At 69.0% G+C, this 24,948-nt stretch carries 24 protein-coding genes and 2 pseudogenes; 8 read left to right on the forward strand and 18 right to left on the reverse strand.

Going from position 1 to position 24,948, the window contains the following annotated elements:
- Positions 1-146: 146 nt before the first annotated feature.
- Positions 147-620 (forward strand): glycine zipper 2TM domain-containing protein, encoded by a 474-nt coding sequence (locus tag PY257_RS15140; RefSeq protein WP_275743330.1) that lies wholly within the window; start codon positions 147-149, stop codon positions 618-620.
- Positions 621-626: 6 nt separating this feature from the next.
- Here the strand turns inward: PY257_RS15140 and PY257_RS15145 are convergent, their stop codons facing one another.
- Entirely contained in the window at positions 627-1,151 is a 525-nt protein-coding gene (locus PY257_RS15145) for an FKBP-type peptidyl-prolyl cis-trans isomerase (protein WP_275743332.1), read from the reverse strand.
- Positions 1,152-1,202: 51 nt separating this feature from the next.
- On the opposite strand from PY257_RS15145, the gene PY257_RS15150 reads away from it, so the two are divergent.
- The 4 genes and pseudogenes from PY257_RS15150 to PY257_RS15165 form a co-directional block, all read left to right on the forward strand.
- Positions 1,203-2,345 carry a JmjC domain-containing protein gene (locus PY257_RS15150; RefSeq protein WP_275743334.1) on the forward strand — a complete coding sequence of 381 codons (1,143 nt, stop codon included), beginning with the start codon at positions 1,203-1,205 and terminating at the stop codon, positions 2,343-2,345.
- Entirely contained in the window at positions 2,332-2,847 is a 516-nt protein-coding gene (locus tag PY257_RS15155; RefSeq protein ID WP_419095726.1) for a hypothetical protein, read from the forward strand. The genes PY257_RS15150 and PY257_RS15155 overlap by 14 nt, the downstream gene beginning before the upstream one ends.
- A 394-nt stretch (positions 2,848-3,241) precedes the next feature.
- Complete coding sequence (locus tag PY257_RS15160; protein ID WP_275743338.1) at positions 3,242-3,502, forward strand: hypothetical protein; 261 nt, start codon at positions 3,242-3,244, stop codon at positions 3,500-3,502.
- A 46-nt stretch (positions 3,503-3,548) separates the two neighbouring features.
- Positions 3,549-3,653, forward strand: a pseudogene (locus PY257_RS15165) (reverse transcriptase domain-containing protein); the annotation flags it as partial.
- 105 nt (positions 3,654-3,758) lie between these two features.
- On the opposite strand, the gene PY257_RS15170 reads toward PY257_RS15165, so the two are convergent.
- From PY257_RS15170 to cyoA, 10 genes are all read right to left on the reverse strand, one after another.
- The gene (locus tag PY257_RS15170; RefSeq protein WP_275743340.1) at positions 3,759-4,538 is read right to left on the reverse strand and encodes an MBL fold metallo-hydrolase; all 780 of its coding nucleotides are present in this window, start codon (positions 4,536-4,538) and stop codon (positions 3,759-3,761) included.
- A 15-nt stretch (positions 4,539-4,553) separates the two neighbouring features.
- Positions 4,554-5,648 carry an outer membrane protein assembly factor BamC gene (bamC, locus tag PY257_RS15175; protein WP_275743342.1) on the reverse strand — a complete coding sequence of 365 codons (1,095 nt, stop codon included), beginning with the start codon at positions 5,646-5,648 and terminating at the stop codon, positions 4,554-4,556.
- 50 nt (positions 5,649-5,698) lie between these two features.
- The gene (gene dapA, locus PY257_RS15180; protein WP_275743344.1) at positions 5,699-6,595 is read right to left on the reverse strand and encodes a 4-hydroxy-tetrahydrodipicolinate synthase; all 897 of its coding nucleotides are present in this window, start codon (positions 6,593-6,595) and stop codon (positions 5,699-5,701) included.
- Between the two features lie 31 nt (positions 6,596-6,626).
- The gene (locus tag PY257_RS15185) at positions 6,627-7,205 is read right to left on the reverse strand and encodes a class I SAM-dependent methyltransferase (RefSeq protein WP_275743347.1); all 579 of its coding nucleotides are present in this window, start codon (positions 7,203-7,205) and stop codon (positions 6,627-6,629) included.
- Positions 7,190-7,321, reverse strand: a complete 132-nt coding sequence (locus tag PY257_RS15190) for a hypothetical protein (RefSeq protein ID WP_275743349.1) — start codon at positions 7,319-7,321, stop codon at positions 7,190-7,192. The genes PY257_RS15185 and PY257_RS15190 overlap by 16 nt, the downstream gene beginning before the upstream one ends.
- Positions 7,318-8,541, reverse strand: coding sequence for an MFS transporter (locus PY257_RS15195; RefSeq protein ID WP_275743351.1), 1,224 nt, complete (start codon positions 8,539-8,541; stop codon positions 7,318-7,320). The genes PY257_RS15190 and PY257_RS15195 overlap by 4 nt, the downstream gene beginning before the upstream one ends.
- Positions 8,542-8,700: 159 nt before the next feature.
- A complete protein-coding gene (cyoD, locus tag PY257_RS15200; RefSeq protein ID WP_275743353.1) occupies positions 8,701-9,045 on the reverse strand; it encodes a cytochrome o ubiquinol oxidase subunit IV in 345 nt (114 codons plus the stop codon).
- The gene (gene cyoC, locus PY257_RS15205) at positions 9,046-9,666 is read right to left on the reverse strand and encodes a cytochrome o ubiquinol oxidase subunit III (protein WP_275743355.1); all 621 of its coding nucleotides are present in this window, start codon (positions 9,664-9,666) and stop codon (positions 9,046-9,048) included. It lies immediately after the preceding gene.
- 5 nt (positions 9,667-9,671) lie between these two features.
- Positions 9,672-11,657 carry a cytochrome o ubiquinol oxidase subunit I gene (gene cyoB / locus PY257_RS15210; RefSeq protein ID WP_275743357.1) on the reverse strand — a complete coding sequence of 662 codons (1,986 nt, stop codon included), beginning with the start codon at positions 11,655-11,657 and terminating at the stop codon, positions 9,672-9,674.
- Between the two features lie 5 nt (positions 11,658-11,662).
- On the reverse strand, positions 11,663-12,571 hold the full coding sequence (cyoA, locus tag PY257_RS15215; RefSeq protein ID WP_275743359.1) for a ubiquinol oxidase subunit II: 909 nt from the start codon (positions 12,569-12,571) through the stop codon (positions 11,663-11,665).
- A 313-nt stretch (positions 12,572-12,884) separates the two neighbouring features.
- On the opposite strand from cyoA, the gene PY257_RS15220 reads away from it, so the two are divergent.
- The 3 genes from PY257_RS15220 to parC all read left to right on the forward strand — a co-directional run bounded on the left by PY257_RS15220 (position 12,885) and on the right by parC (position 18,027).
- On the forward strand, positions 12,885-14,855 hold the full coding sequence (locus PY257_RS15220; RefSeq protein WP_275743361.1) for a DNA topoisomerase IV subunit B: 1,971 nt from the start codon (positions 12,885-12,887) through the stop codon (positions 14,853-14,855).
- Positions 14,856-14,998: 143 nt separating this feature from the next.
- Positions 14,999-15,649, forward strand: coding sequence for a lytic transglycosylase domain-containing protein (locus PY257_RS15225; RefSeq protein ID WP_345799254.1), 651 nt, complete (start codon positions 14,999-15,001; stop codon positions 15,647-15,649).
- Between the two features lie 35 nt (positions 15,650-15,684).
- Complete coding sequence (gene parC, locus PY257_RS15230; protein ID WP_275743365.1) at positions 15,685-18,027, forward strand: DNA topoisomerase IV subunit A; 2,343 nt, start codon at positions 15,685-15,687, stop codon at positions 18,025-18,027.
- An 82-nt stretch (positions 18,028-18,109) separates the two neighbouring features.
- Here the strand turns inward: parC and PY257_RS15235 are convergent, their stop codons facing one another.
- From PY257_RS15235 to PY257_RS15265, 7 genes and pseudogenes are all read right to left on the reverse strand, one after another.
- Positions 18,110-18,565: a RidA family protein gene (locus PY257_RS15235; protein ID WP_275743367.1), complete on the reverse strand. Its 456-nt coding sequence runs from the start codon at positions 18,563-18,565 to the stop codon at positions 18,110-18,112.
- Entirely contained in the window at positions 18,562-19,500 is a 939-nt protein-coding gene (locus tag PY257_RS15240; RefSeq protein ID WP_275743369.1) for a transglutaminase family protein, read from the reverse strand. Before PY257_RS15240 ends, PY257_RS15235 begins: the two co-directional genes overlap by 4 nt.
- A gap of 195 nt (positions 19,501-19,695) precedes the next feature.
- Positions 19,696-20,619 carry an ABC transporter permease gene (locus PY257_RS15245; RefSeq protein WP_275743371.1) on the reverse strand — a complete coding sequence of 308 codons (924 nt, stop codon included), beginning with the start codon at positions 20,617-20,619 and terminating at the stop codon, positions 19,696-19,698.
- Positions 20,620-20,748: 129 nt separating this feature from the next.
- Positions 20,749-21,810, reverse strand: a complete 1,062-nt coding sequence (locus PY257_RS15250; protein ID WP_275743373.1) for an ABC transporter permease — start codon at positions 21,808-21,810, stop codon at positions 20,749-20,751.
- 27 nt (positions 21,811-21,837) lie between these two features.
- Positions 21,838-23,433, reverse strand: a complete 1,596-nt coding sequence (locus tag PY257_RS15255) for an ABC transporter ATP-binding protein (RefSeq protein WP_275743375.1) — start codon at positions 23,431-23,433, stop codon at positions 21,838-21,840.
- The gene (locus PY257_RS15260; protein ID WP_275743381.1) at positions 23,430-24,416 is read right to left on the reverse strand and encodes a 5'-methylthioadenosine/S-adenosylhomocysteine nucleosidase; all 987 of its coding nucleotides are present in this window, start codon (positions 24,414-24,416) and stop codon (positions 23,430-23,432) included. Before PY257_RS15260 ends, PY257_RS15255 begins: the two co-directional genes overlap by 4 nt.
- A 16-nt stretch (positions 24,417-24,432) precedes the next feature.
- A pseudogene (locus PY257_RS15265) lies at positions 24,433-24,876 on the reverse strand (BMP family lipoprotein); the annotation flags it as partial.
- Positions 24,877-24,948: the final 72 nt, after the last annotated feature.

A 24,948-nucleotide genomic window follows, 5' to 3' on the forward strand; every position in this document is an offset into this window, starting at 1 on the left:
AGTCTGGGTCTTACGCCGTGCCGCATCGCCATCCCACGCGGGCAGCCGGTGGCGCCTGATGCGCGCAGGCGGGCATGGGGCACCCAATGGCAGGCACGCGGGCGCGACGATCGTCTCTGCCTGCATCCATTCCAAGGAGAATAGCCATGCATAAACCATCCACCCGTATCGCCACGCTGGCGTGCACCATCCTGTTGCTGGGCTCGCTCGCCGCCTGCGGGGCGCCTGCGCGCGATCAGTACTACGGGCAGCAGCCCCATCCGGCCGCGGCGCAGGCCTATGTCGAATATGGCCGCGTGGCCAGCATCGAAGCCGTCCGCACCGAAGAGCGCGCGCGGCCCAGCGGCGCGGGCGCGGTGATCGGCGCCGTGGTCGGCGGCGTGGTGGGCAACCAGATCGGCGGTGGCTCGGGCCGGGCGCTGGCGACCGCGGCCGGCGCGGTCGGCGGGGCGGTCGTGGGCAACCGCATCGAGGACGGCCGCTACGAAGTGCGCGAAACCTGGCGCATCTCCATCCAGATCGACAACGGCAGCTACCGGGCCTTCGACGTCAGTTCGCCCGGCGACCTGCGCGTGGGCGACCGCGTGCGCGTCGAGGACGGGCGGATTTCGCGGGTTTAGCCGGGTTTAGTGCAGCGAGTCGCTGCCAGGGGCCTGCGGGCGGATGGTGAAGAAGCCGGCACCGACGGAGCCGCGCCCGATCTCCTCCTCGCTTGCCTCGCGCACGCCGCGCACGGTGAGCGCGATGCGCAGCGCGATGCCGGCCAGCGGATGGTTGGCGTCCAGCACCACGTGGTCGGGGTAGACGTCGGTCACGGTGTAGAGCGCATCGCGGGGCGCGCCCTCGGGCAGCGGGAACGGCAGCGCAGAGGGCTCGAACACCATGCCTTCGGCGAGCTGCGCGGGGAATTGGCTGCGCGGCTGCAGAAAAATCAACTGGTCGTCGAAGTCGCCGAACGCCTGCTCGGGCTCGATGTGCAACTGCAGCGTGTCGCCAACGGCATGGCCTTGCAGCGCCGCTTCGATGGTGGCGAGCAGATCGCCGCCGCCGACGAGGAATTCAACGGGTTCATCGAGCACGTCGAGTTCTTCGCCGAGCGTGTCCTTGAGCGTCCAGGTCAGTGCGACGACGCATTGCGGGGTGATTTCCATAGGAGAATTGTCGCAGCTTGATGCGCAACGTCGCCGAATGCCTTTGCTTCCATGAACACCACACAACCTCTGGCGCTGCTTGGGGGCTTGAGCCCGGCGCGGTTCATGGCCCGCTACTGGCACCGCAAGCCTTTGCTCGTGCGCGGGGCGATTGCGGGCTTCGCGCCGCCGCTGGGCCGCGCCGAACTGTTCGCGCTGGCCGCACGCGAAGGCGTGGAGTCGCGGCTCGTGCGCGAGCAGCCCCGGTGGCAGCTTCGGCACGGACCGTTCGCGCGCCGCGCCTTGCCGCCGCTGCACCAGCGCGCGTGGACGCTGCTGGTGCAGGGCGTCGACCTGCATGACGACCGCGCGCATGCGCTGATGCAGCGGTTCCGCTTCGTGCCCGGGGCGCGGCTCGACGACCTCATGGTCAGCTACGCCACCGATGGCGGCGGCGTGGGGCCGCACTTCGACAGCTACGACGTCTTCCTGCTGCAGGCGCAGGGCCAGCGGCGCTGGCGCATCGGCAGGCAAAAGGACTTGCGCCTGCGCGACGACGTGCCGCTGAAGATCCTGGCGGAATTCACGCCGGAGCAGGAATGGGTGCTGAACCCCGGCGACATGCTGTACCTGCCGCCGCGCTATGCCCACGACGGCGTTGCGGTGGGCGAGTGCATGACCTATTCCATCGGGTTTCGCGCGCCCGCGCGCCATGCCCTGGCGCGCGAGCTGTTGCAGCGCATTGCCGATGACGATGACGAAGCGGGGGCGGACGCCGCCGTGCCAGACCTCTACCGCGACCCGAAGCAGCCCGCCGTGGAGGCGCCCGCGGCTATTCCCCCGCCGCTGCAGGCATTCGCGCGCGATGCGCTGCAGCGGGCCCTGGCGGTGCCGCATGCGCTCGAACGCGCGCTGGGCGAGGTGCTGACGGAGCCCAAGCCGCATGTCTGGTTCGACGGCGGCGCGGCGTGGTCGCCCGGCCCCGTGCGCCTGGACCGCCGCACCCGCATGCTCTACGACGACCGGCACGTGTTCATCAACGGCGAGAGCTACCGCGCCGCGGGCCGCGATGCCGCGCTGATGCGCCGGCTGGCCGATGCGCGCATGCTCACACGGCGCGAAGCCGGCGGTTTGAGCGCCAACGCACAGGAGCTGCTCGCCGCCTGGTGCGAGGACGGCTGGGCGCATGCCGCGCAGGAAGATGCAGATGACTGATGCAGCCGCCGGCGCCGCACCGCCGCTGCCCCAGGGCCGCTTCGCGGGCCGCGATGCGTTCCGGCAACTTGTGCGCGACGCACTGGCCTGCGCTGCACGCGAAGGCTGGCGGGAGCTGCTGCTGTGCGACGCCAGCTTCGAGGATTGGCCGCTGGGCGAGCGCGCGGTGGCCGAGACGCTGCTGGCCTGGTCCAGGAACGGCCGCCGGCTGACGCTGCTGGCCTGCGGCTACGCTGGCCTGCAGCGCCAGCACCCGCGCTTCGTGGCCTGGCGCCGCACCTGGGACCACATCATCGAATGCCGCGGCTGCCGGCAGGCCGATCCGCTGGAGTTCCCGAGCGTGGTCTGGTCGCCCGCCTGGACACTGCAGCGCCTGGATACGCGCCACAGCACGGGCTGGTGCGGCAGCGAGCCCGAGCGGCGCGTGCAGGTGCGCGAATGCGTGGACGAATGGCTGCGCAAGAGCGCGGCGGCTTTTCCGGCCACGACGCTGGGGCTTTGAGCCACGTCCCGGGTTGCGCGTCCCTTCGCGCGGCGCAGGTGGGGGGGGTTTCGATACTCCCGGAGAGTATGTTAATAAATGCGGCGTATATACTGCGGTAGTCGGATGCATATGGGGGAGTATGCATTCCATCGGCCTTTGCGCCGCCGCTTGCAGGCATGGCAGCAAGCGGCCGTTTCTATAATCCTGGAAACGGCAGTTGACCGCTTCGCATCCCTTGCCAGGCCGCATGAAATCGAGCGTTGACGGCTTCGGATGGCGTTCACCTCGTGGGTGAAGAGAGCGCCATGCACCTGCCGTTTCCAGGATAATGGCCCGCGCCCCACGCCGCACCGCAGCCGTGCGCCAAGGGGCTGCACGATTTTCCGCAATGTCTTATCAGCAAGGAACTGGAATGAAAAAATCGCTTGTCTTGGCCAGCCTGGTCGCCGCAGTCGCACTGGCCGCATGCGGCAATAAGGAAGAGCCCGCACCGGCACCGGCACCTGCGCCAGCACCGGCACCGGCACCCGCACCGGCACCTGCACCCGCTGCCGAAGCGCCGGCCGCTGCTCCCGCTGCCGCCGCCGAGGATGCCGCGAAGAAAGCAGCCGATGCCGCCGCCTCGTCTGCGGCAGCCGCTGCCGCCAATGCCGCGGGCGGCGCCAAGAACTGAGACCGGCTCCGCCTATCGGGCATCGAAGCCACCTTCGGGTGGCTTTTTGGTGGCCAACAGCCGCCGCTGGTGGCGCAACAGCGACGGCCTGCGCAAGACCGTGCTGACCATCGCCTACTTCGACAGGCTGGGCGTACCCAGACTCTCATGACCTCAAGCTCTCGAACCGCCCGGTGCGGACCCGCACGCCGGGTGGTGTGGCAGGGGCGCCTCCTATGCTGGAGGCCCCCTATGCCGATTCCATGTGGGCGCTTTCTCAGCAGCCCAGCCAGCCCGTGCCCGTGCGCGGGTCGGCAACGGCGATGTCGGCCATGTCCCACTGCAGCGCGCCGGCCAGTGCGGCGCGCGCGAGTTCGGGCCGGTTGTTGCGCTCGCTCAGGTGCGCGGCGGCCACGCGCCGCAGGCCCGGATGCCGCAGCGCGTGCAGGATGTCCGCCGCCGCCGCGTTGGCCAGGTGGCCGTACGGGCCGCCCACGCGCCGCTTGAGGAACGGCGGATAGGCCGAGGCGCTCAGCAGGTCGGGGTCGTGGTTGGATTCCAGCAGCAGCGCGTGGCAGCCAGCGAGCCGCTCCAGCACGTGCGGCGTGGCGTGCCCCAGGTCGGTCAGGATGCCCAGCCGCGCGCCGCCGTCGTCGCAGGTCAGTTGCAGGGGCTCGCGCGCGTCGTGCGGCACGGTGAACGGCAGCGCCGCGAAGGCGCCGAGGTCGATGGCGGCGCCATCGCGCGCCACCCGCAGCAGGCCGTCGAAATCGGGCGCGCCGATGGCGGTGTGCGTGCCATGGCTCATCCACACCGGGATGCGGTGGCGCAGGGCCAGCGCGTGCGCGCAGCCGATGTGGTCGGAATGTTCGTGCGTGACGAAGATGGCGTGGATGTCGTCAGCGCACAGCCCGGCGTGGGCGAGCCGCTGCCCGATCTCCCGCAGGCCGAAGCCGCAGTCCACGAGCAGGCGCCGCGCGCCACCCGCGCCGGCAGCGCCTTCGACGACCATGGCATTGCCCGTGCTGCCGCTGCCCAGGCTGCGGAACCGCAGCATTGCCGTCGGCGCCCGCTACTTCAGCTCGTCGACCAGCACCTTGACGATGTTCTGCGCGTTGGCCGACGTGTCGGGCTCGCCGTTCTGGTTGAGCACGGAGACGTTGGTCGCGCCGCCCTGTGTGCGCACCGCGATGCGGTACTTGAGCGGCGGCGCGGCGAGGGCGGATTTGCCGAACAGCTTGCCGAAGAAGCCGGGCTCCTGCTTGTCGGGGTTGGGCGCCACGTAGCGCACGAAGTACAGGCCCTTGCTGCGGTCGCGGTCCTCGACGGTAAAGCCGGTGCGGTCCAGCGCCAGGCCCACGCGGCGCCAGGCACGGTCGAAGTCCTCGTCGAGCTGCACCACAGGCACGTTATCGACCGTTGCCGCGCGCGCCATGGCCTGGGTCTGCCCGCCGGAGGCGACGAGGGCCTTGGACTGTTCCTGCGAGACGCCGAGCTTCACCATGAGGCGGCGCAGGAACTCGGTCTCCAGCTCCGGGTCGGCGGGGCGCGGCTGCCAGACGGTCTGCTCTTTCTGCCCGCTGGTGTACACCTCGACCATGCCGCGGTGACTGATGAAGATGTCGGTGCCGCCGTTGGCGGTGCGCTCCATGCGGGTGCGGAACTTGTCGCGCTCGCTGGTGGAATACAGCGAGTCGAACACCTTGCCGATGGTGCTGCGGATGATGTCCTGGGGCAGTTTGGCGCGGTTCTCGGCCCAGTCCGTTTCCATGATGCCCAGGTCCGGCTGGTCGAGCGCGAGAAGGAAGCCGTTCTCCTGCCAGAACTCGCGCACCGGGTCCCAGAGCTTGTCGGCGGGGCGGCTGATGACGAGCCAGCGCTGGTTGCCGTCGCGCTCGATGCGCACGTCGCCAATGGACGTGGCCGCAGTACTGGAGTCGCTGGAGTTGTTGGCCGCGCGCTGGCCTGCCTGGAAGGCGTTGGCCGATACGGGGCCGCCCGGCATGGCGTAGCGCGCATCCCGGCTGAGCTGCGTCAGATCGGGAGGCACTTCGAGGGAGCCGCCCTTGGTGGCGCTTTTGTAGTCGATCTTGTCGCTTTCCAGCACGGAGCATGCGGACAACGCAAAGGAAAGGCCGAGCAGGCCCAGTTTGGCTAGGTGGTTCACGCAGTGACCTCGTTGAATCTCGGGAAATGGGTGCTGGTGGGCGCGGGTGCTCAGAGCAGGCCGCAGGCGCGCAGCGCGCCTTCGACCGCCGCCTCGTACGAGGATGAGAGCGCGGTCAGAGGCAGGCGCATGGTGCCCTTGCAGAGGCCCAGGCGTGCCATCGCCCACTTGAGGGGAATGGGGTTGGCTTCCACGAAAAGCTGCTTGTGCAGCGGCATGAGCTGGAACTGGATTTCCATCGCCCGCCGTGCATCGCCCGCGATGGCGGCGGCGCAGAGTTCATGCATGCGCCGCGGGACGATGTTGGCGGTGACGCTGACGTTGCCCTGGCCGCCGCAGAGCATCAGGGCCACGGCGGTGGGGTCGTCGCCGGAGTAGACGCAGAAGCCGCGCGGCGCTTCGCGGATGAGCCACTGCGCACGCTCGATGTTGCCGGTGGCTTCCTTGATGCCGACGATGCCCGGCACCTGCGCGAGCCGCAGCACGGTGTCGTGCTGCATGTCGGCCACGGTGCGTCCCGGCACGTTGTAGAGGATGATGGGCAGGTCGCCCGTGGCCTCGGCGATGGCCTTGAAGTGGCGGTACTGGCCTTCCTGCGTGGGCTTGTTGTAGTAGGGCACGACCTGGAGCTGGCAGTCGGCGCCGATGCGCTGGGCGAACTGCGCCAGCTCGATGGCCTCGGCGGTCGAGTTGGCGCCGCAGCCCGCCATGATGGGCACGCGCCCCGCCGCCTGCTCGACCGCTACGCGGATGATTTCGCGGTGCTCTTCCACCGTGACCGTGGGGGATTCGCCCGTGGTGCCGACCACGCCGATGCAGTCGGTTCCTTCCGCGACATGCCAGTCGATCAGTTTGCGCAGCGTGGGGTAGTCGACGCTGCCGTCATCGAACATGGGAGTGGCCAGCGCCACGATGCTGCCTGTGATGGGGCCGGTTGCGGAAGTCATGAACGGGGGTCGGAATGGCGAAATGCGCATTCTACTGATTAGCCGGCGGCCGGCCCGCATTCTCCAGCAGGTGGCGCGGCAGCGGCTGCGCCAGGTTGCGGCGCACGGCTGCGATGCGCTGCACGAAGCGGTCGGGGGTGCGGGCGAAGCCGTCCTCATAGGCCACGATGGACAGCCCGGCGCAGGCTTGCAGCAGCTCGCCGGGCCGCAGCAGGAACTCCGCCCGCGCGGGGCGCCCCACGGTTTCATTGCCCTGGGCGAACGTCTCGTACAGCAGCACGCCGCCCGCCTCCAGCGCGCCGAGCAGCGCGGGAAACAGAGGGCGCCACAGGTAGTTCGTGACGACCACCGCCTCGAAGCCGCGCCCGGCGAACGGCCAGGGGCCGTTCTCGATATCGGCGCACACCGTGTCGCCGTGGGGCTGCAGGGCGCGCAGCTTTTCCGCGTCGCGGTCCACGCCCGTGACTGCGTGGCCGCGCGCGGCGAACCAGCGCATGTGCCGTCCGCCGCCGCAGGCCACGTCGAGCACCCGTCCACCGGGCGGCACCAGGTGCGCCCAGCGCCGGATCCATTCCGAGGCTTCCTGCATGGGCGTCAGAAGCAGGCCCATAGCCGCTCGGCCAGCGTGACCAGGAAGTCCGGCTGGGTGTACAGCGCGAAGACCCCGGCCAGCACCGCGGCGGCCAGGGCCGCACCGGCGATGCGCAGCGCGGGCTGCTTTCTCATGGCGTGGCTCCATGCGGCAGCGGGCGGGCAATGGGGCTTTCCTTGACCGGCAGGTTGACGATGCCGGCGAAGATGCCCAGGGCGATGGCGATGTACCAGACGATGTCGTAGCTGCCCGTGCGGTCGTACAGGAAGCCGCCCAGCCACACGCCCAGGAACGAGCCGACCTGGTGGCTGAAGAACACGAAGCCGCCCAGCATCGAGAGGTGCCGGATGCCGAATATCTGCGCGATGGCGGCGTTCGTGGGCGGGATGGTGGACAGCCACAGCAGGCCCATGGTCGCCGCGAAGGCATACACGCTGGCCGGCGACAGCGGCGCGAGCAGGAACGCCGCGATGACCACGGCCCGCGCGAAGTAGATGAACGCCAGGATGTGCCGCTTGGCCATGCGCTGGCCGAGTGCGCCGGCGGCATAGGTGCCCACTACGTTGAACAGGCCGATCAGCGCCAGCGCGTAGCTCGCCACGGCGGGCGCCAAGCCGTGGTCCTTCAGGTAGCTCGGCATGTGCACGCCGATGAAGACCACCTGGAACCCGCAGACGAAATAGCCCGCCATGAGTAGCTGGAAGCTGGGGTAGCGCAGCGCCTCCGCCAGCGCCTGGCGCATCGTCTGGTCGTGGGTCGCGGCTCCTGCTGCCTGCCGCCGCGGTTCACGCAGGCCGAATGCGAGCGGCACCACCAGCAGCACCGCCGCGCCGAGCGCCAGCAGCGCGCCGCGCCAGCCGAAGTACCCGATCAGCCAGCCTTCCACGGGCACCATGAGGAACTGGCCGAACGAACCCGCCGCCGCAGTGATGCCCATGGCCCAGGAGCGCTTCTGCGGGTCGATCTGCCGCCCCAGCACGCCATAGATGACGGCGTAGGTCGTGCCCGCCTGCGCCGCGCCGATCAGCACGCCCGCCGTCAACGCAAACAGCGCGGGCGTGGGTGCCAGCGCCATGCCGGCCAGGCCCAGCCCATACAGCGCCGCGCCGCCGACCAGCACGCGGAACGCGCCGAACCGGTCGGCCACCATGCCGGCGAGGATGCCGAAGATTCCCCAGGAGATGTTCTGCACCGCCAGCGCGAACGCGAAGGTCTGCCGCGTCCAGTCCTGTTCCTGGGTGATCGGCTGCAGCCACAGGCCGAAGCCGTGGCGTATGCCCATGGAAAGGGTGACGACGACGGCCCCGCAGAGCAGGACCTGGGCCATGGGTAGCGTGCGGGCGGAGGAGTTCATGCGCGCAATATAAGTCGGGCGCCACCGGTTGCGCCTTGGCACTGTCGCGTCTGGGCAGGCGCGCATCCCGCGGGCATCCATGAAAAGGCCCCGCACGCAGGCAGGGCCCGGGCCTGTCGCGGGCAATGGGCAGTGGGCAGGCGTGCTGTCCGTGCACCGTCAGTGCGACATCATCATGTTCGCGTTCAGGTTGTACATGATCCACAGCGATCCCGCGATCACGATGGCGACGATCAGCACCGTGAAGGCGAAGGTCAGCACCGTGGAGCGCTGCTCGGGCGAACTGTTCATGTGCAGGAAGAAGTACAGATGCACGAGGATCTGCGCCACCGCCGCCAGGGCGACGACGACCAGCATGCCCTCGCGGCCCAGGGCGGAGGTCATCACGACCGCGAACGCAATGACCGTCAGCACCACCGCCAGCATGAAGCCGGTCAGGTAGGACTTCAGGCCGCCGTGGCCCGCATCGGCCTTTGCGTGGTGGGAAGAGTGGGCGTTGGCCATTTACATCGCTCCGATCAGGTAGACCACGGTGAACACGCCGATCCAGACGATGTCCAGAAAGTGCCAGAACAGGCTCAGGCAGGCCAGGCGCGTGTTGAGCGCAGGCGTCAGGCCCCCGCGCAGGAGTTGGATCACGAGCACCACCATCCACAGCAGGCCCGCGCTCACGTGCAGGCCGTGTGTGCCGATCAGCGTGAAGAACGCCGACAGGAAAGCGCTGCGGCCCGGGCCGTCGCCTTCGTGGAGCAGGTGGGCGAACTCGTTGAGTTCCATGCCCATGAAGCCAAGCCCGAACAGGAACGTGACGCCCAGCCACAGGTACACCTGAGGCAAGTTTTGCCTGTGGGCCGACAGCATGGCGAAACCGAAGGTGAGGCTGCTCAACAGCAGCAGGAAGGTTTCGATCAGCACGTATGACAAATCGAAAAGCTCCTTGCCCGTAGGGCCGCCCGCGTAGGCCGTGCTGAGCACCGCGAACGTGGCGAACAGCCCGGCGAACACGATGCAGTCGCTCATCAGGTAGACCCAGAAGCCGTAGACCGTATTGGCCCCGGCATCGTGGTGGTCGTGGTGGCCGTCGTCGTGGATGGCGCAGGAATGGGTGGTGGTAGTGCTCGACATGGTGTTCAGGCTTGCGGTGCCAGGCAGGCCAGTTGCTTGCGGTGGGCGGATTCGATGCGCTCCACCTCGGCGGCGGGCACGTAGTAGTCGGTGTCGTTGTCGAAGCTGCGCGCGATGAAGGCGCCCACCATGCCCACCAGGCCGATCAAGGCCAGCCACCAGATGTGCCACACGAGGGCGAAACCCAGCACCATGCTGAAGAGTCCCATCAGCAGGCCGGTGCTGGTGTTGCGCGGCATGTGGATGTCCTCATAGGGCGCCGGCGGCGCGTAGGCGCAGCCGTTGGCCTTGCTGGCCCAGAAGTCGTCCTGGGCCTGCACCTGGGGCACGTGGGCGAAGTTGTAGAACGGCGGCGGCGATGCGGTCGACCACTCCAGCGTGCGGCCGTCCCACGGGTCGCCCGTGAGGTCCAGGCTCTTTTTGCGCTCGGCCACGCTGACCACGATCTGCACCAGCATGCAGGCGATGCCGATCATGATGACCACGGCGCCGGCCAGCGCGAACAGCAGGTACGGGCGCCAGGATGGATCGGTCGTGGTGTTGAGCCGGCGCGTCATGCCCATGAAGCCGAGGATGTAGAGCGGCATGAAGGCCATGTAGAAGCCGACGAACCAGCACCAGAACGAGCGCTTGCCCCACTTCTCGTTGAGCTTGAAGCCGAATGACTTGGGGAACCAGTACACGAGCCCGGCGATGTAGCCGAACACGACGCCGCCGATGATGGTGTTGTGGAAGTGGGCGATCAGGAACAGGCTGTTGTGCAGCACGAACGAAACCGCCGGGATCGCCATCAGCACGCCGGTCATGCCGCCGATCACGAAGGTGATGATGAAGCCGATGGTCCAGAGCATGGGCACGCTGAACTGCACGCGCCCGCGGTACATGGTGAAGAGCCAGTTGAAAATCTTCACCCCCGTGGGGATGGAGATGATCATGGTCGTGATGCCGAAGAAGGCGTTCACGTTGGCGCCCGAACCCATGGTGAAGAAGTGGTGCAGCCACACGATGAACGACAGCACGCCGATGGCCGAGGTGGCATACACCATGGAGGTGTAGCCGAACAGTTTCTTGCGGCAGTAGGTGGCGACGATCTCGGAATAGATGCCGAAGGCGGGCAGCACCAGGATGTACACCTCGGGGTGGCCCCAGATCCAGATGAGGTTGATGTACATCATGGCGTTGCCGCCGCCGTCGTTGGTGAAGAAGTGCGTGCCCAGGTAGCGGTCGGCGCCCAGCAGCGCCAGCGTGACGGTCAGCACCGGGAAGGCGGCGATGATGAGCACGTTGGTGACCAGCGCGGTCCAGGTGAAGATGGGCATCTTCATGAGCGTCATGCCGGGCGCGCGCATCTTCATGATGGTGACGAAGAAGTTGATGCCCGTGAGCAGCGTGCCGAGCCCCGATATCTGCAGCGCCCAGAGGTAGTAGTCCACCCCCACGCCGGGACTGAAGTCCAGCTCCGACAGCGGCGGGTAGGCCAGCCAGCCGGTCTGCGCGAACTCGCCGACGAACAGCGAGATCATCACCAGCACCGCGCCGGAGACGAACAGCCAGAACGACAGCGAGTTGACGAACGGAAAGGCCACGTCGCGCGCGCCGATCTGCAGCGGCACCACGATGTTGATGAGGCCCGTCATGAACGGCATGGCCATGAAGAAGATCATGATCACGCCGTGGGCGGTGAAGATCTGGTCGTAGTGGTGCGGCGGCAGGTAGCCCGGCGAGCCGCCCGAGGCCAGCGCGAGCTGCATGCGCATCATGATCGCGTCGGCGAAGCCGCGCAGCAGCATGATGAGCGCGACGATGATGTACATCACGCCGATCTTCTTGTGGTCGACCGAGGTCAGCCATTCGGTCCAGAGGTATTTCCACTTGCCGAAGTAGGTGATGGCCGCCAGCATGGCGATGCCGCCCAGCACCACGGCGGCCAGCGTCACCATGACGATGGGCTCGTGGTAGGGGACGGCTTCCAGGGTGAGTTTTCCAAGCATATGCATCATTCCCCGGCGCGGCAGGTCTGGCCCATGGCATCCGCGATCTGCAGTTCACGCCCGCTCTTGCCCATGGCCATGTAGCGTTCGATGGTCGCGTCGAACAGCAGCGGCGTCACGCTGCCGTAATAGGCGACGGGCGTCTTCTGGGTCGGCACCGCCAGTTTCTGGAGTTCGGCGCGGTCGAGCTGGCTGCCCGACGCCTTGACCTTGGCGATCCAGGCCTCGTACTCCTCCGGCCCCATGGCGTGGGCGGCGAAGCGCATGTCCGAAAAGCCGTGGCCGCTGTAGTTGGCCGAGATGCCGGCATAGGTGCCGGGCGTGTGCGCCAGCAGGTGCAGTTGGGTCTCCATGCCGGCCATGGCGTAGATCTGGCTGCCGAGCTGCGGGATGAAGAAGGAGTTCATCACCGTGTCGGAAGTGATCTTGAAGTTCACCGGCGTATCCACGGGAAAGGCGATCTCGTTGACCGTGGCGATCTGCTGGTCGGGGTAGATGAACAGCCACTTCCAGTCCAGCGCCACCACCTCGATGGTGACCGGCTCCCTGGCCGAGTCCAGCGGGCGGTAGGGGTCGAGCGCATGCGAGGACTTCCACGTCAGCACCGCCAGCACCACGATGATGAGGCAGGGCACGGTCCAGACCACGGCCTCGATGCCGTTGGAATGCGCCCAGTCGGGGGTGTAGACGGCTTTCTCGTTGGATGCGCGGTATTTCCACGCGAAGGCCAGCACCATCACGATGACCGGCACCACCACCAGCAGCATCAGCACGGTGGCCGCGATGAGCAGCGTCTTTTCCTCGGCGCCGACAGGCCCCTTGGGGTTGAGGATGGCCATGTCGCAGCCGCTCAGAAAAAGCGTCGCGCACAGCAATGACAGGCCTTTGGGCCTCAGGAGATGCGATGGGGTCATGGCACGGTCGGGGGGAGGGGGGATGGGTTTTCCCGGATGGCCCGGATGCGGCGGGCACGGTTTCTGGCGGGGCGCAGAGAACCGGTGGGCTGGACGCAGTGGGATCGGATACGGGGGGCCAAGCGGAAAGCGGCTAGTATAAATACCGATTGATGCACTGCAACAAGTCCGAAGGATTTCGTAAGCTTTGCAAGGCAATGCTGGACAAGGTCCGCGGGCGCTTCCCGTCCCCGGGCCCGGCGCGCCCGCAGCCCATCCGTATACTGTGTTTTTATTCAGTTAGGTTGGTTCCAGCCGCATACAATCCGCGCCCATGGCAACCAAACCTCCCACCGAGTATTCCGAAGGTTCGATCCGCGTCCTCAAGGGGCTGGAGCCCGTCAAGCAGCGTCCGGGCATGTACACCCGCACCGACAACCCGCTGCACATCATCCAGGAAGTGCTGGACAACGCTGCCGACGAGGCGCTGGCCGGTCATGGCAGGAAGATCCGCGTCACCCTGCACACCGACGGCTCGGTCAGCGTGGAGGACGATGGCCGCGGCATCCCGTTCGGCCTGCACCCCGAGGAAAAAGCCCCCGTGGTCGAACTCGTGTTCACGCGCCTGCATGCGGGCGGCAAGTTCGACAAGGGCCAGGGCGGCGCCTACAGCTTCTCGGGCGGCCTGCACGGCGTGGGCGTGTCGGTCACCAACGCCTTGTCCCGGCGCCTGGAGGTCACCAGCCATCGCGACGGCACCGTGGCCCACATGGCCTTCGAAGGCGGCGACGTGGCCCAGGCACTGACCACCCGCAAGGCCGGCGAGGGCGACCGCCGCCAGGGCACCACGGTGCGCGCCTGGCCCGACCCGAAGTACTTCGAGTCGAGCAGCCTGCCGATGGGCGAACTGACGCACCTGCTGCGCAGCAAGGCCGTGCTGATGCCCGGCGTCACGGTCTCGCTGACGGTCGAGAAGACGCGCGAAACCCAGACCTGGGCCTACAAGGGCGGCCTGCGCGACTACCTGATGCAGACGCTGAACGCCGACCCGGTGATCCCGCTGTTCGAGGGCGAAGGCCATGCCGACGGCCACAGCGACAGCTTCGCCGAGGGCGAGGGCGCCAGTTGGTGCGTGGCCTTCACCGAGGACGGCGCGCCGGTGCGCGAGAGCTACGTCAACCTGATCCCCACCAGCGCCGGCGGCACGCACGAAAGCGGCCTGCGCGACGGCCTGTTCAACGCGGTCAAGGGCTTCATCGAGCTGCATGCGCTGTGTCCCAAGGGCGTCAAGCTGATGCCCGAGGACGTGTTCGCGCGCGCCAGCTACGTGCTGTCGGCCAAGGTGCTGGACCCGCAGTTCCAGGGCCAGATCAAGGAGCGCCTGAACTCGCGCGACGCCGTGCGCCTGGTGTCGAGCTTCGTGCGCCCGGCGCTCGAACTCTGGCTCAACGAGCATGTCGAGTACGGCAAGAAGCTGGCCGAACTCGCCATCCGCGCCGCGCAGACGCGCCAGCGCGCGGGCCAGAAGGTCGAGAAGCGCAAAGGCTCGGGCGTGGCCGTGCTGCCCGGCAAACTGACCGACTGCGAGAACCGCGATACGGCGCACAACGAGGTGTTCCTGGTCGAGGGCGACTCCGCCGGCGGCAGCGCCAAGATGGGCCGCGACAAGGAACTGCAGGCCATCCTGCCGCTGCGCGGCAAGGTACTCAACACCTGGGAGGTGGAGCGCGACCGGCTGTTCGCCAACAACGAGATCCACGACATCTCGGTGGCCATCGGAGTCGACCCGCACGGCCCCGGCGACACGCCGGACCTGTCGGGCCTGCGCTACGGCAAGATCTGCATTCTCTCGGACGCCGACGTGGACGGCTCGCACATCCAGGTGCTGCTGCTGACGCTGTTCTTCCGCCATTTCCCCAGGCTCATCGACGCGGGCCACGTGTTCGTGGCCCGCCCGCCGCTGTTTCGCGTGGATGTGCCCGCGCGCGGCAAGAAACCCGCAGCCAAGCTGTACGCGCTCGACGAGGGCGAGCTTGCCGCCATCCTCGACAAGTGCGCCAAGGACGGCGTGCCGCGCGAGAAGTGCCAGGTCAGCCGCTTCAAGGGCCTGGGCGAGATGAACGCCGAGCAGTTGTGGGAAACCACCCTCAACCCCGACACCCGCCGCCTACTGCCCGTGCGCCTGGGCGACCTCGACTTCGCGCAGACCGAGAACCTCATCACCCGTCTGATGGGCAAGGGCGAGGCCGCAGCGCGCCGCGAGTTGATGGAACTGCACGGCGACGCGGTGGAGGTGGATATCTGAGCGCGCCTGGGTGTCGCTGTATTTTTGCCATGAAATTCATGAACGTTTTTGGCCTCCAGCGCAGGTGGATACTGGGTTTTATGCTATTTATATCGCAGCAAGCTGCCCATGCCGACCTCTGGGGATATGTCGATGAGAAAGGCATGGGGCACTTCGCCGCCGAGCGCATGGACGAGCGCTACGTGCTGTTCTTCCGCGGCAACGACTTCGACTCCGCCCGCGACCTGCCCGAAGCCGCCACGCCGCGCGCCGTGGCCGTGCCCGCGGGCGGCAGCAAACTGCTGGCCTTCTTCGATGTGTCGCCCGGCTACAAACGCGTCAAGCGCACGCTGCGCGAAGCCTCGCAGCGCAACGACGTGGACGTGGAACTGCTGCAGGCGCTCATCGCCACCGAATCGGGCTTCGACCCCGGTGCCATCTCGCCCAAGGGCGCCGTCGGGCTCATGCAGGTCATGCCCGCCACCGCGCGCCGCTGGGGCGTGACGGGCGACGCCCGCGCGTCCGTCGAGAAAAAGCTCGCCGACCCGGCCACCAACATCGCCGCGGGCGTGCGCTACCTGCGCTACCTCATCGACCTGTTTCCCGGCGAGCTGGAGCTGGCGCTGGCCGCCTACAACGCCGGCGAGGGCGCGGTGCAGCGCGCCGGCAACCGCATTCCGGACTTCAAGGAAACGCGGGACTACGTGAAGACCGTCATGCAGCTCTACGAGCAGCTCAAGCCGCCGCCCGCCGTGGCCAGCCTGCGCCGCATGCCCGCGCGCGTGCGCATGGAGCTGCCCGCCGGCGCGGACTGAACGCCCGGCGCACCGATTCCCCATCATCCCATCCCATGAGCGACGACCAGACCCCTCTCGATTTCTCCACCGGCGAGTCCGACGACGCGCTGAACCTCGCGGGCTACGCCCAGCGCGCCTACCTCGAATACGCGCTGTCCGTCGTCAAGGGCCGCGCGCTGCCCGACGTGTGCGACGGCCAGAAGCCCGTGCAGCGCCGCATCCTCTACGCCATGGAGCGCATGGGCCTGGGCCACTCGAGCTCCGGTGCCGCGCCCAAGCCCGTGAAAAGCGCCCGCGTGGTGGGCGACGTGCTGGGCCGCTTCCACCCGCACGGCGACCAGTCGGCCTACGACGCGCTGGTGCGCATGGCGCAGGACTTCTCCCAGCGCTACCCGCTGGTGGACGGCCAGGGCAACTTCGGCAGCCGCGACGGCGACGGCGCCGCCGCCATGCGCTACACCGAGGCGCGGCTCACGCGCATCAGCAGCCTGCTGCTCGGCGAGATCGACGAGGGCACGGTCGACTTCATGCCCAACTACGACGGCTCCACCGAGGAGCCGCGCCAACTGCCCGCGCGCCTGCCGTTCGCGCTGCTCAACGGCGCCAGCGGCATCGCCGTGGGCCTGGCCACCGAGATCCCGAGCCACAACCTGCGCGAGGTGGCCGACGCCTGCGTGGCCCTCATCAAGCGTCCAGACCTGCCCGACGATGAATTGTTCGCGCTGATTCCCGGGCCCGACTTCCCCGGCGGCGGCCAGATCATCAGCAGCGCCGCCGACATCGCCGACGCCTACCGCGGCGGGCGCGGCTCGCTCAAGTGCCGCGCGCGCTGGAAGATCGAGGACCTGGCGCGCGGCCAGTGGCAGCTCGTGGTCACAGAACTGCCGCCCGGCGTGTCGTCGCAGAAGGTGCTCGAGGAGATCGAGGAGCTGACCAACCCCAAGGTCAAGGCGGGCAAGAAGGCGCTCACGCAGGAGCAGACGCAGCTCAAGGCCGGCATCCTGGCCGTGCTCGACGCCGTGCGCGACGAGTCGGGCAAGGAGGCCGCCGTGCGGCTGGTGTTCGAGCCCAAGACCAGCCGCATCGAGCAGGGCGAACTCATCACCGCCCTGCTGGCCCACACATCGCTCGAAGCCTCCGCGCCCATCAACCTGACCATGGTGGGGCTCGATGGCCGGCCGGTGCAGAAGTCGCTGCGGCAGATGCTGGCCGAGTGGATCGCCTTTCGCCAGCAGACGGTGGAGCGGCGGTCGCGCCACCGCCTGGCCAAGGTGCTGGACCGCATCCACATCCTGGAGGGGCGGCAGACCGTGCTGCTCAACATCGACGAGGTGATCGCCATCATCCGCGCCGCCGACGAGCCCAAGGCCGCGCTGATCGCGCGCTTCGCCCTGAGCGAGCGGCAGGCCGAGGACATCCTCGAAATCCGCCTGCGCCAACTGGCGCGGCTCGAAGCCATCAAGATCGAGCAGGAGCTCAAGAGCCTGCGCGAGGAGCAGCAGAAGCTCGACGACATCCTCGGCAGCCCCGCCGCGCTGCGCCGCCTGATGGTCAGGGAGATCGAGGCTGACGCCAAGCAGTTCTGCGACGCGCGCCGCACCCTGATCCAGGAGGAAAAGCGCGCCGTGGCGGAGGTCAAGGTCATCGATGAGCCCGTCACCGTGGTCGTTTCGCTAAAAGGCTGGGTGCGCGCGCGCGGCGGCCACGGGCACGACGCGGCGGGCTTCGCCTTCAAGGCCGGCGACGGGCTGTACGGCACCTTCGAGTGCCGCACCGTCGATACGCTGCTGGTCTTCGGAAGCAATGGCCGCGTCTACAGCGTGGCGGTGGCGGCGCTGCCCGGCGCGCGCGGCGACGGGCAGCCGGTCACCACGTTCATCGAGCTGGAGCCCGGCACGCAGATCGCGCACTACTTCGCCGGTCCAGCGGCTGCGGCGCTGCTGCTCAGCGGCACGGGCGGCTACGGTTTCATCGCCACGGTGGAGCACATGGTGTCGCGCCAGAAAGGCGGCAAGACCTTCGTCGCGCTGGGCGAGGGCGAGACGCTGTGCCGGCCCAGCCTGGCGATGCTGCCCGGCGGCACGCTGGCGCCGGCCACGCACGTGGCCTGCGTCTCCACCGGCGGGTGCATCCTGACCTTCGACATCGGCGAGCTGAAGCTGATGGAAAAAGGCGGGCGCGGCCTGACGCTGATCGACCTGGAGCCCAAGGATGCGCTCGCCGGCGCCGCCGCCTACACGCGCAGCGTGCGCATCGAAGGCATCGGCCGGGGCGGCAAGCCGCGCGAGGAGGTGCTGGAAATCCGCTCGCTCAACAATGCCCGCGCGGCCCGGGGGCGCAGGGGCAAGGCGGGGAACTTCAGCTTCAAGCCCGCATCCGTGGCGCGCGTCGAATAGCGCCCGGTTTTGCAAGTGTTTGGGTGCCCCAGCGCTTGCCTGGCAAGCGCTGGAAGCCATCAACAAGATAGCGAATGGCGGGTCAGCCGACCTCGGCGATCAGCTCGATCTCCACGCAAGACCCCATGGGGATCTGCGCCACGCCGAATGCGCTGCGCGCATGCGCGCCCCGGTCGCCGAACACCTGGCCCAGCAGTTCGCTGGCGCCGTTGGTCACCAAGTGCTGCTCGGTGAAGTCGCCGGTGGAGTTCACCAGACTCATCACCTTCACGATGCGCTTGACGCGGTTCAGGTCGCCCACCGCTGCATGCAGCGTGCCCAGCAGGTCGATGGCCACGCTGCGCGCGGCGGCCTTGCCTTCATCCGTCGTCATGGTCTTGCCGAACTGGCCGACCCAGGGCTTGCCGTCCTTCTTGGCCGTGTGGCCGCTCAGGAACACCAGGCTGCCAGTCTGCACGAACGGCACGTAGGCCGCCGCGGGCGTGGCCACGGGGGGCAGGGTGATGCCCAGGGACTGGAGTTTGTCGTAAATGCTCATGCTGCTTCCTCTGGATGCTGGTCGTCGTTGTTTGCGGGGGCCGCGTACGGCTCCGCGAGGGGTTCCACTGTAACGGCCACCTGCAGCGTGTGCCGGCGCCCGCCGTGGATGACGCCGCGCATGGGCGAGACGTCGGAATAGTCGCGGCCCATGGCGAGCGACACGTAGTCCTCGCCGGGCGCGCGGTTGTTGGTGGGGTCCAGGTCGCACCACATGCCGCCGCTGCCGTCCTCGGCGGGCACGTAGACCGACACCCAGGCGTGCGATGCGTCGCTGCCCACCAGCCGTGGCTGGCCCGGCGGCGGGTTGGTGAGCAGGTAGCCGCTCACGTAGCGCGCCGGCAGTCCCAGCGCGCGCAGGCAGGCGATCATGATGTGGGCGAAGTCCTGGCACACGCCCTTGCGCTGGGCCAGCGCCTCGCGCGCGGGCGTGCTGACCTGCGTGCTTTCCGATTCGTAGGTGAATTCGGCATGGATGCGCTCCATGAGGTGGCGCGCGCCCAGCAGCAGCGGCACGCCGGCGCCGAAGCTCGGGCGCGCATAGGCCAGGAAGTCGTCGTGGCGCGGCACGTAGGGCGAGGGGAAGGCGAACTCCGCTGCCGCGTTCCAGGCCGCGCCCGCGTGGTAGCGGAAGTGCTCGCGCACCTGCTCCCACGGCGGGTTGTCCACGGGCAGTGCCGGCGGCAGGGTGGAGACGACGCTCTCGGCCACCACGGCCAGCGTCTCGTGCGCGGCCTGCAGCGAGAAGAACGTGCGGCTGTTGCCATACACGTCCAGCGTTTCGGTCTGCTGCGCGGGCACGGGGTCGATGCCGAGCCTGAAGCTGCGCAGCGACTGCGTGGGCAGGTCCAGCGGCTTCAGGTGCGCCATGTGCTGCGCCGTTTCCACCGGAGGCGTGTATTCGTAGCGGGTTTCGTGGACGACGTGGAGCAGCATGTTCGGTGGCGCAAGCGGGCCGGCCCGCATGGGAGTGTAGGGGGAATGGTGCTTGCGGCGGCGAGGGACTATGGGATCAAACGATTACATTCAGGAAGTGTCGAACTTGTGGGGCTTTGCCGGGCCGCCGGTATCGCCCCCGGCGAGGGGGTCGGCGGCCACACGCAGTGGGCCAGCCTGGGGGAGCGTTTCACTTCAGCGGTCGCCTTTGCGGTACGGCTTCATCAGCGCCTGCGGATACGCCGCCTTGCGCGCCACCAGCACCAGCGCCAGGATGGACAGCACATAAGGCAGCATCAGATAAAGCTGGTAGGGCAGGGCGGCGTCGCCCGCCTGCTGCAAGCGCAGTTGCAGCGCGTCGAAGAACGCGAACAGCAGCGCGCCCAGCAGCGCCTTGCCGGGCCGCCAGGAGGCGAACACCACCAGCGCCACGCAGATCCAGCCGCGCCCGTTGACCATGTTGAAGAAGAAGGCGTTGAACGCCGACAGCGTGAGGAACGCCCCGGCCACGCCCATCAGCGCCGAGCCGGCCACGATGGCACCCGTGCGCACCGCCGCCACCGGCACGCCCTGGCCCTCGGCGGCCTGCGGGTTCTCGCCCACCATGCGCACCGCCAACCCCAGCGGCGTGCGGTACAGCAGCCAGCCCAGCAGCGGCACCAGCAGCAGCGCGAGCAGCGTGGGCGGCGTCAGCGCGTCGAGCACCGGCACGGGCAGCCAGTCCATGGGCGCGAACGGGGTGACGGTGGGCGGCGTATCCACCTTCGGGAAGCTGACCCGGTAGCCGAAGTACGACAGCGCCGTCGCCAGCATGGTGATGCCCAGCCCCGACACATGCTGCGACAGTGCCAGTCCCACCGTGAGCCCCGCGTGCAGCAGCCCGAACGCCGCCCCCGCCAGCGCCGCCACGGCCATGCCGCCCCACAGCGGCGCGCCGTGGTACACGGCCAGCCAGCCGGTGAAGGCACCCGCGACCATGATGCCCTCGATGCCCAGGTTCAGCACCCCCGCACGCTCGCACAGCAGCACGCCCAGCGTGCCGAGCAGCAGCGGCGTGGCGATGCGCAGCACGGCGACCCAGAAGGCGGCAGCGGTGAGGGTGTCGGCAAGGTCGGTCATGGAGGGATGTGAATGCTACTGTATTGATAGCTGGTCGCGCTTATGTATAAAGCGCTGGAGGCCGATTTGATATATAAATTCTAGCGCGCAGGCTGCTCCGCAGCCCCCGCGGCGCCTGGGGCATGGCCGTCATCTCCACCGCACCCGGTACCGCGCCAGCAGCCCCGCCACCAGCACCGCGATCAGCGAAGCCGCCACGATCACGTCCGCGATATAGGTCGGCACCCCCGCCGCCCGGCTCATGCTGTCCGCCCCCACCTGCACGCCGGCCACGAACACGGCGGCGGCCAGCACGCCCAGCGGGTGCAGGCCGGCGAGCATGGCGATCACGATGCCCGCGTAGCCGTAGCCGGGCGACATGTCCAGCGTGACGTAGCCCGTGCGCCCGGCCACCTCGATGGCGCCGGCCAGCCCGGCGAGCGCGCCCGAGAGCATGGCCGCCAGCACCATGGTGCGCGTGGTGGAAACGCCCGCGAAAGCGGCAGCGCGGGCGTTGGCGCCGGTGGCGCGGATGGCGAAGCCCCACACGGTGCGCTCCAGCAGCAGCCACAGCAGGCCGGCCAGTGCCATGCCCCACAGCAGGCCGGTGTGCACGCGCGTGCCTTGCACCAGCCTGGAGAGTTCCAGCCCCTCCTGCAAGGCCACGCTCTGCGGCCAGCCCAGGGCCGTGGGGTCCTTCATCGGGCCGTCCAGCAGGGCCGATACGGCCAGCAGCACGATGAAGTTGAGCAGCAGCGTGGTGACCACCTCGTCCACGCCCAGCCGCGTCTTCATCAGCGCCGGGCCCAGCAGCAGCAGGGCGCCGGCCAGTGCGGCGGCGGCCATCATCAGCGGGAACAGCAGCCAGGGCGAGAGCGCGAAGCCCTCGCCGCCGTGCAGGCCGCCCACGGCCACGGCGGCCAGCGCCCCGGCGTACAACTGGCCCTCGGCGCCAATGTTGAACAGCCGGGCGCGGAACGCCACCGCCGCCGCGAGGCCGGTCAGGATCAGCGGCGTCGCGCGTGTGAGGGTTTCGCTCCACGCAAACAGCGATCCGAAGCCGCCCTGCAGCAGCAGCGCGTAGGTCGGGCCCACGGGCTTGCCGGCCCAGAGCACGAGCAGGGCGCTGACCAGCAGGGTGAAGGCCGCGGCGCCCACGGGCGCAGCCACGAGGGCGGCGGTGGGCACGGCGGTGCGCTTTTCCAGTCTCATGCGTGCGGCCTCACGGGGTGTTGCACCTCATGCCGCCGCGGCGTGCGCGGGGGCGGCATTGGCGAGGCTGCCCGCCATCGCCAGGCCGATGGATTCGCGCGTCCACGCTTGCGCGGGCCGGGCATCGGTGAGCCGGCCCGCGTGCATCACGGCGATGCGCTCGCCGAGCAGCAGCACTTCGTCGAGGTCGTCGGAAATCACCAGCACCGCCGCGCCCGCGTCGCGTGCCGCCACCAGTTGCTGCTGCACGTAGGCCACGGCGCCGATGTCCAGGCCCCAGGTGGGCTGGTGCGCCACGATCAGGCGCGGTGCCGGTTCGCCAGGCGGAGGCAGCAGTGCTCGCCCAAGAATCAGCTTCTGCATGTTGCCGCCGGAGAGTGCGCGCGTCGGCGCGTCGAGCCCGCCGCCGCGCACGTCGAACGCCTCCACGATGCGCCGGGCCTGCGTGCGCGCGGCGGCGCGGCGCACGAAGCCCCAGCGCGCGAGGCCGCGCCCGCGCAGGCGCTCGGCCACAGCGTTCTCCCACAGCGGCAGGTCGCCCACCACGCCGGTGCCGTGCCGGTCCTCGGGGATGCGTGCCACGCCATGGCGCACCAGCCAGGCCGGCGTGGGCCGCAGCGGCTGACCGTCCAGCAGCATCTGCCCGGCGCTCGCGCGGCGCGTGCCGCAGAGCAGTTCGGCAAGCGCCACCTGCCCGTTGCCGGAGACGCCGGCGATGGAGACGATCTCGCCTGCGCGCAGTTCCAGCGACACGTCGTGCAGCGCGTCGCGGCCGCGCCCCGCGGCCACGCCCGCCAGCGTGCAGACGGCAGGGCCCTGTGCGCCGCGCGCCGGGCGGCGCTCGCCGGCCTGCACGGCACGGCCCACCATGGCGCCGGCCAACTGCTCCCGCGTGGCGCCGGCTGTGGGCAACTCGGCCACCAGCCGGCCCTGGCGCAGCACGGCGATGCGGTGCGACACGCGCAGCACCTCGCCGAGCTTGTGGCTGATGAAGATGATGGACAGGCCCTGCGCCACCATCTGCGCCAGGGTGGCGAACAGCGCCTCGCTTTCCTGCGGGGTGAGCACGGCGGTGGGCTCGTCGAGGATCAGGATGCGCGCGCCGCGGTAGAGCGCCTTCAATATCTCCACGCGCTGGCGCTCGCCGACCGAGAGCGTGCCCACCCGCGTGTCCGGCGAGAGCGCGCCTGTGCGCGCGTTGGGCACCACGGGCAGGCCGAAGCGCCGCGCCACGTCCTGCAGCTTCTCGCGCGCGGCGGCGCGGCGCGAGAAGGGGGCGAGCAGCGGCTCGGTGCCGAGGATGACGTTGTCGAGCACGCTGAGGTTGTCGGCCAGCGCGAAATGCTGGTGCACCATGCCGATGCCCGCGGCCAGCGCGGCCTTCGGGTTGCCGGGCGCGAGCGGCTGGCCGAACACTTCGATGCGGCCCGTGTCGGCCACGTAGTGGCCGAACAGGATGGACATCAACGTGGACTTGCCCGCACCGTTCTCACCCAGCAGCGCCAGCACCTCGCCCGCGTGCAGGTCGAGCGAGATGGCGTCGTTGGCGACCAGGCTGCCGAAGTGTTTGCTGATGCCCGAGAGGCGCAGCACCACCGGGGCGTCGGCTGCGGCGGCGCTCATGGTTTCCATGCCGAGAGGAAGGCGAGCAGCACGCGGGCGGAGTTGTCGGCGGCAATCTGCATGAAGGTTTCCATCTCGTTCTCGCCCTCGCCGCCGCCGGCCAGGTCACTGAGCGAGCGGAAGGCGATGAAGGGCAGGCCGTTGCTGGCGGCCACCTGTGCCGTGGCGGCGGTTTCCATGTCGATCACGTTGGCGTCGAAAGTGCGGAAGGTGTAGTCGCGCAGCGCGGCGTTGTCCATGAACACCTGGGCCGACACGCCGCTGCCGCCCACTACGAGGCGCGGCGCATGGCGCAGGCAGCGGCCCGCACCGTCGCAGGCGCCGAGCGCCACGCCATTGCCGCCCGCGCTGGCCAGCCGCCCGGCGGCGGCCAGCATGCCGGCATCGACGGGGAACCAGAACTGCCGCGCGCCGTCGGGGTGCGCGGCGCTGTGCACCTCGACCGGGCGCGGGTAGAACATGCCGAAGGGCGCGAAGGCCAGTTCGTCCCGCATGCGCGCGGGCGGCTCGAAGCGGCCGGGCGCGGCTTCTCGCGCGGCCAGCAGCTCCAGATACTGGCCCCAGCGCGCGGGCACGCTCACGTCACCGATGGCGAGCGCCGGGTTCACGCCGCCGGCGATGCCGCTGAAGACGATGTGGGTGACGTGGAACCGGTCGATGGCGCGCTGCGTGTTCATGGCCGCGTTGACCATGCTGATGCCCGACTGGAACAGCACCACGGGCCGCCCTTCGAGCGTGCCGGTGGCGAAGTCCACGCCCTGCACGCGGTGGTGCCGCGCGTCTTGCAGGCGCGCGTTCAACAGTGTGACCTCGGGCGCGAACGCGGAGACCACGGCCACGCGCGGCGTGGCGTCGAGCAAGGTGCCGCAGCCCGCGTGATCCGCTGCAGGCGTGGCGGCGCAGCCCGCGAGCAGGGCCGCAGCCGCGCATGCCGTCGCAAGGGCCGCGGCCCCGGCATGCCGGGCCGCGCGCATGAAGGCCATCACGCCCGCCGCTTGCCTACTTGGCCGTGGGCTTGGGCTGGCCGTCGTCCACCTTCACGGTGAATTTGCCGGCCAGGATGTCGGCTTCCTTGGCCTTGACCTTGGCGACGATGTCGGCCGGCACCTTCTTCTCGAACGTGCCGAGCGGCGCGAGCGAGGCGCCCTTGTGCTTCATGAGCGAGAACTTGCCGTAGTCCTCGGCCTTGTACTGGCCGGCCTTCACGAGCTTGATGGCCTCGTCCACGCTGGGCTCCATGTGCCACAGGGCCGAGGCGACCACGGTGTCGGGGTACTGGGCCTGGGTGTCGATCACGTTGCCGATGGCCAGCACCTTGCGCTCCTTGGCCGCGTCGCTCACGCCGAAGCGCTCGGCGTACAGGATGTCGGCGCCCTTGTCGATCATGGCGAAGGCGGCTTCCTTGGCCTTGGGCGGGTCGAACCAACTGTTGATGAAGGTGATTAGGACTTACGCAAAAGCCATGGAGAGCGATGGACTTCTGAGTTCCTGACGCAAGTAGTCTGAGAGCAACGA

Source organism: Curvibacter soli, from assembly GCF_029211125.1.
Lineage (GTDB): Bacteria > Pseudomonadota > Gammaproteobacteria > Burkholderiales > Burkholderiaceae_C > Curvibacter_A > Curvibacter_A soli.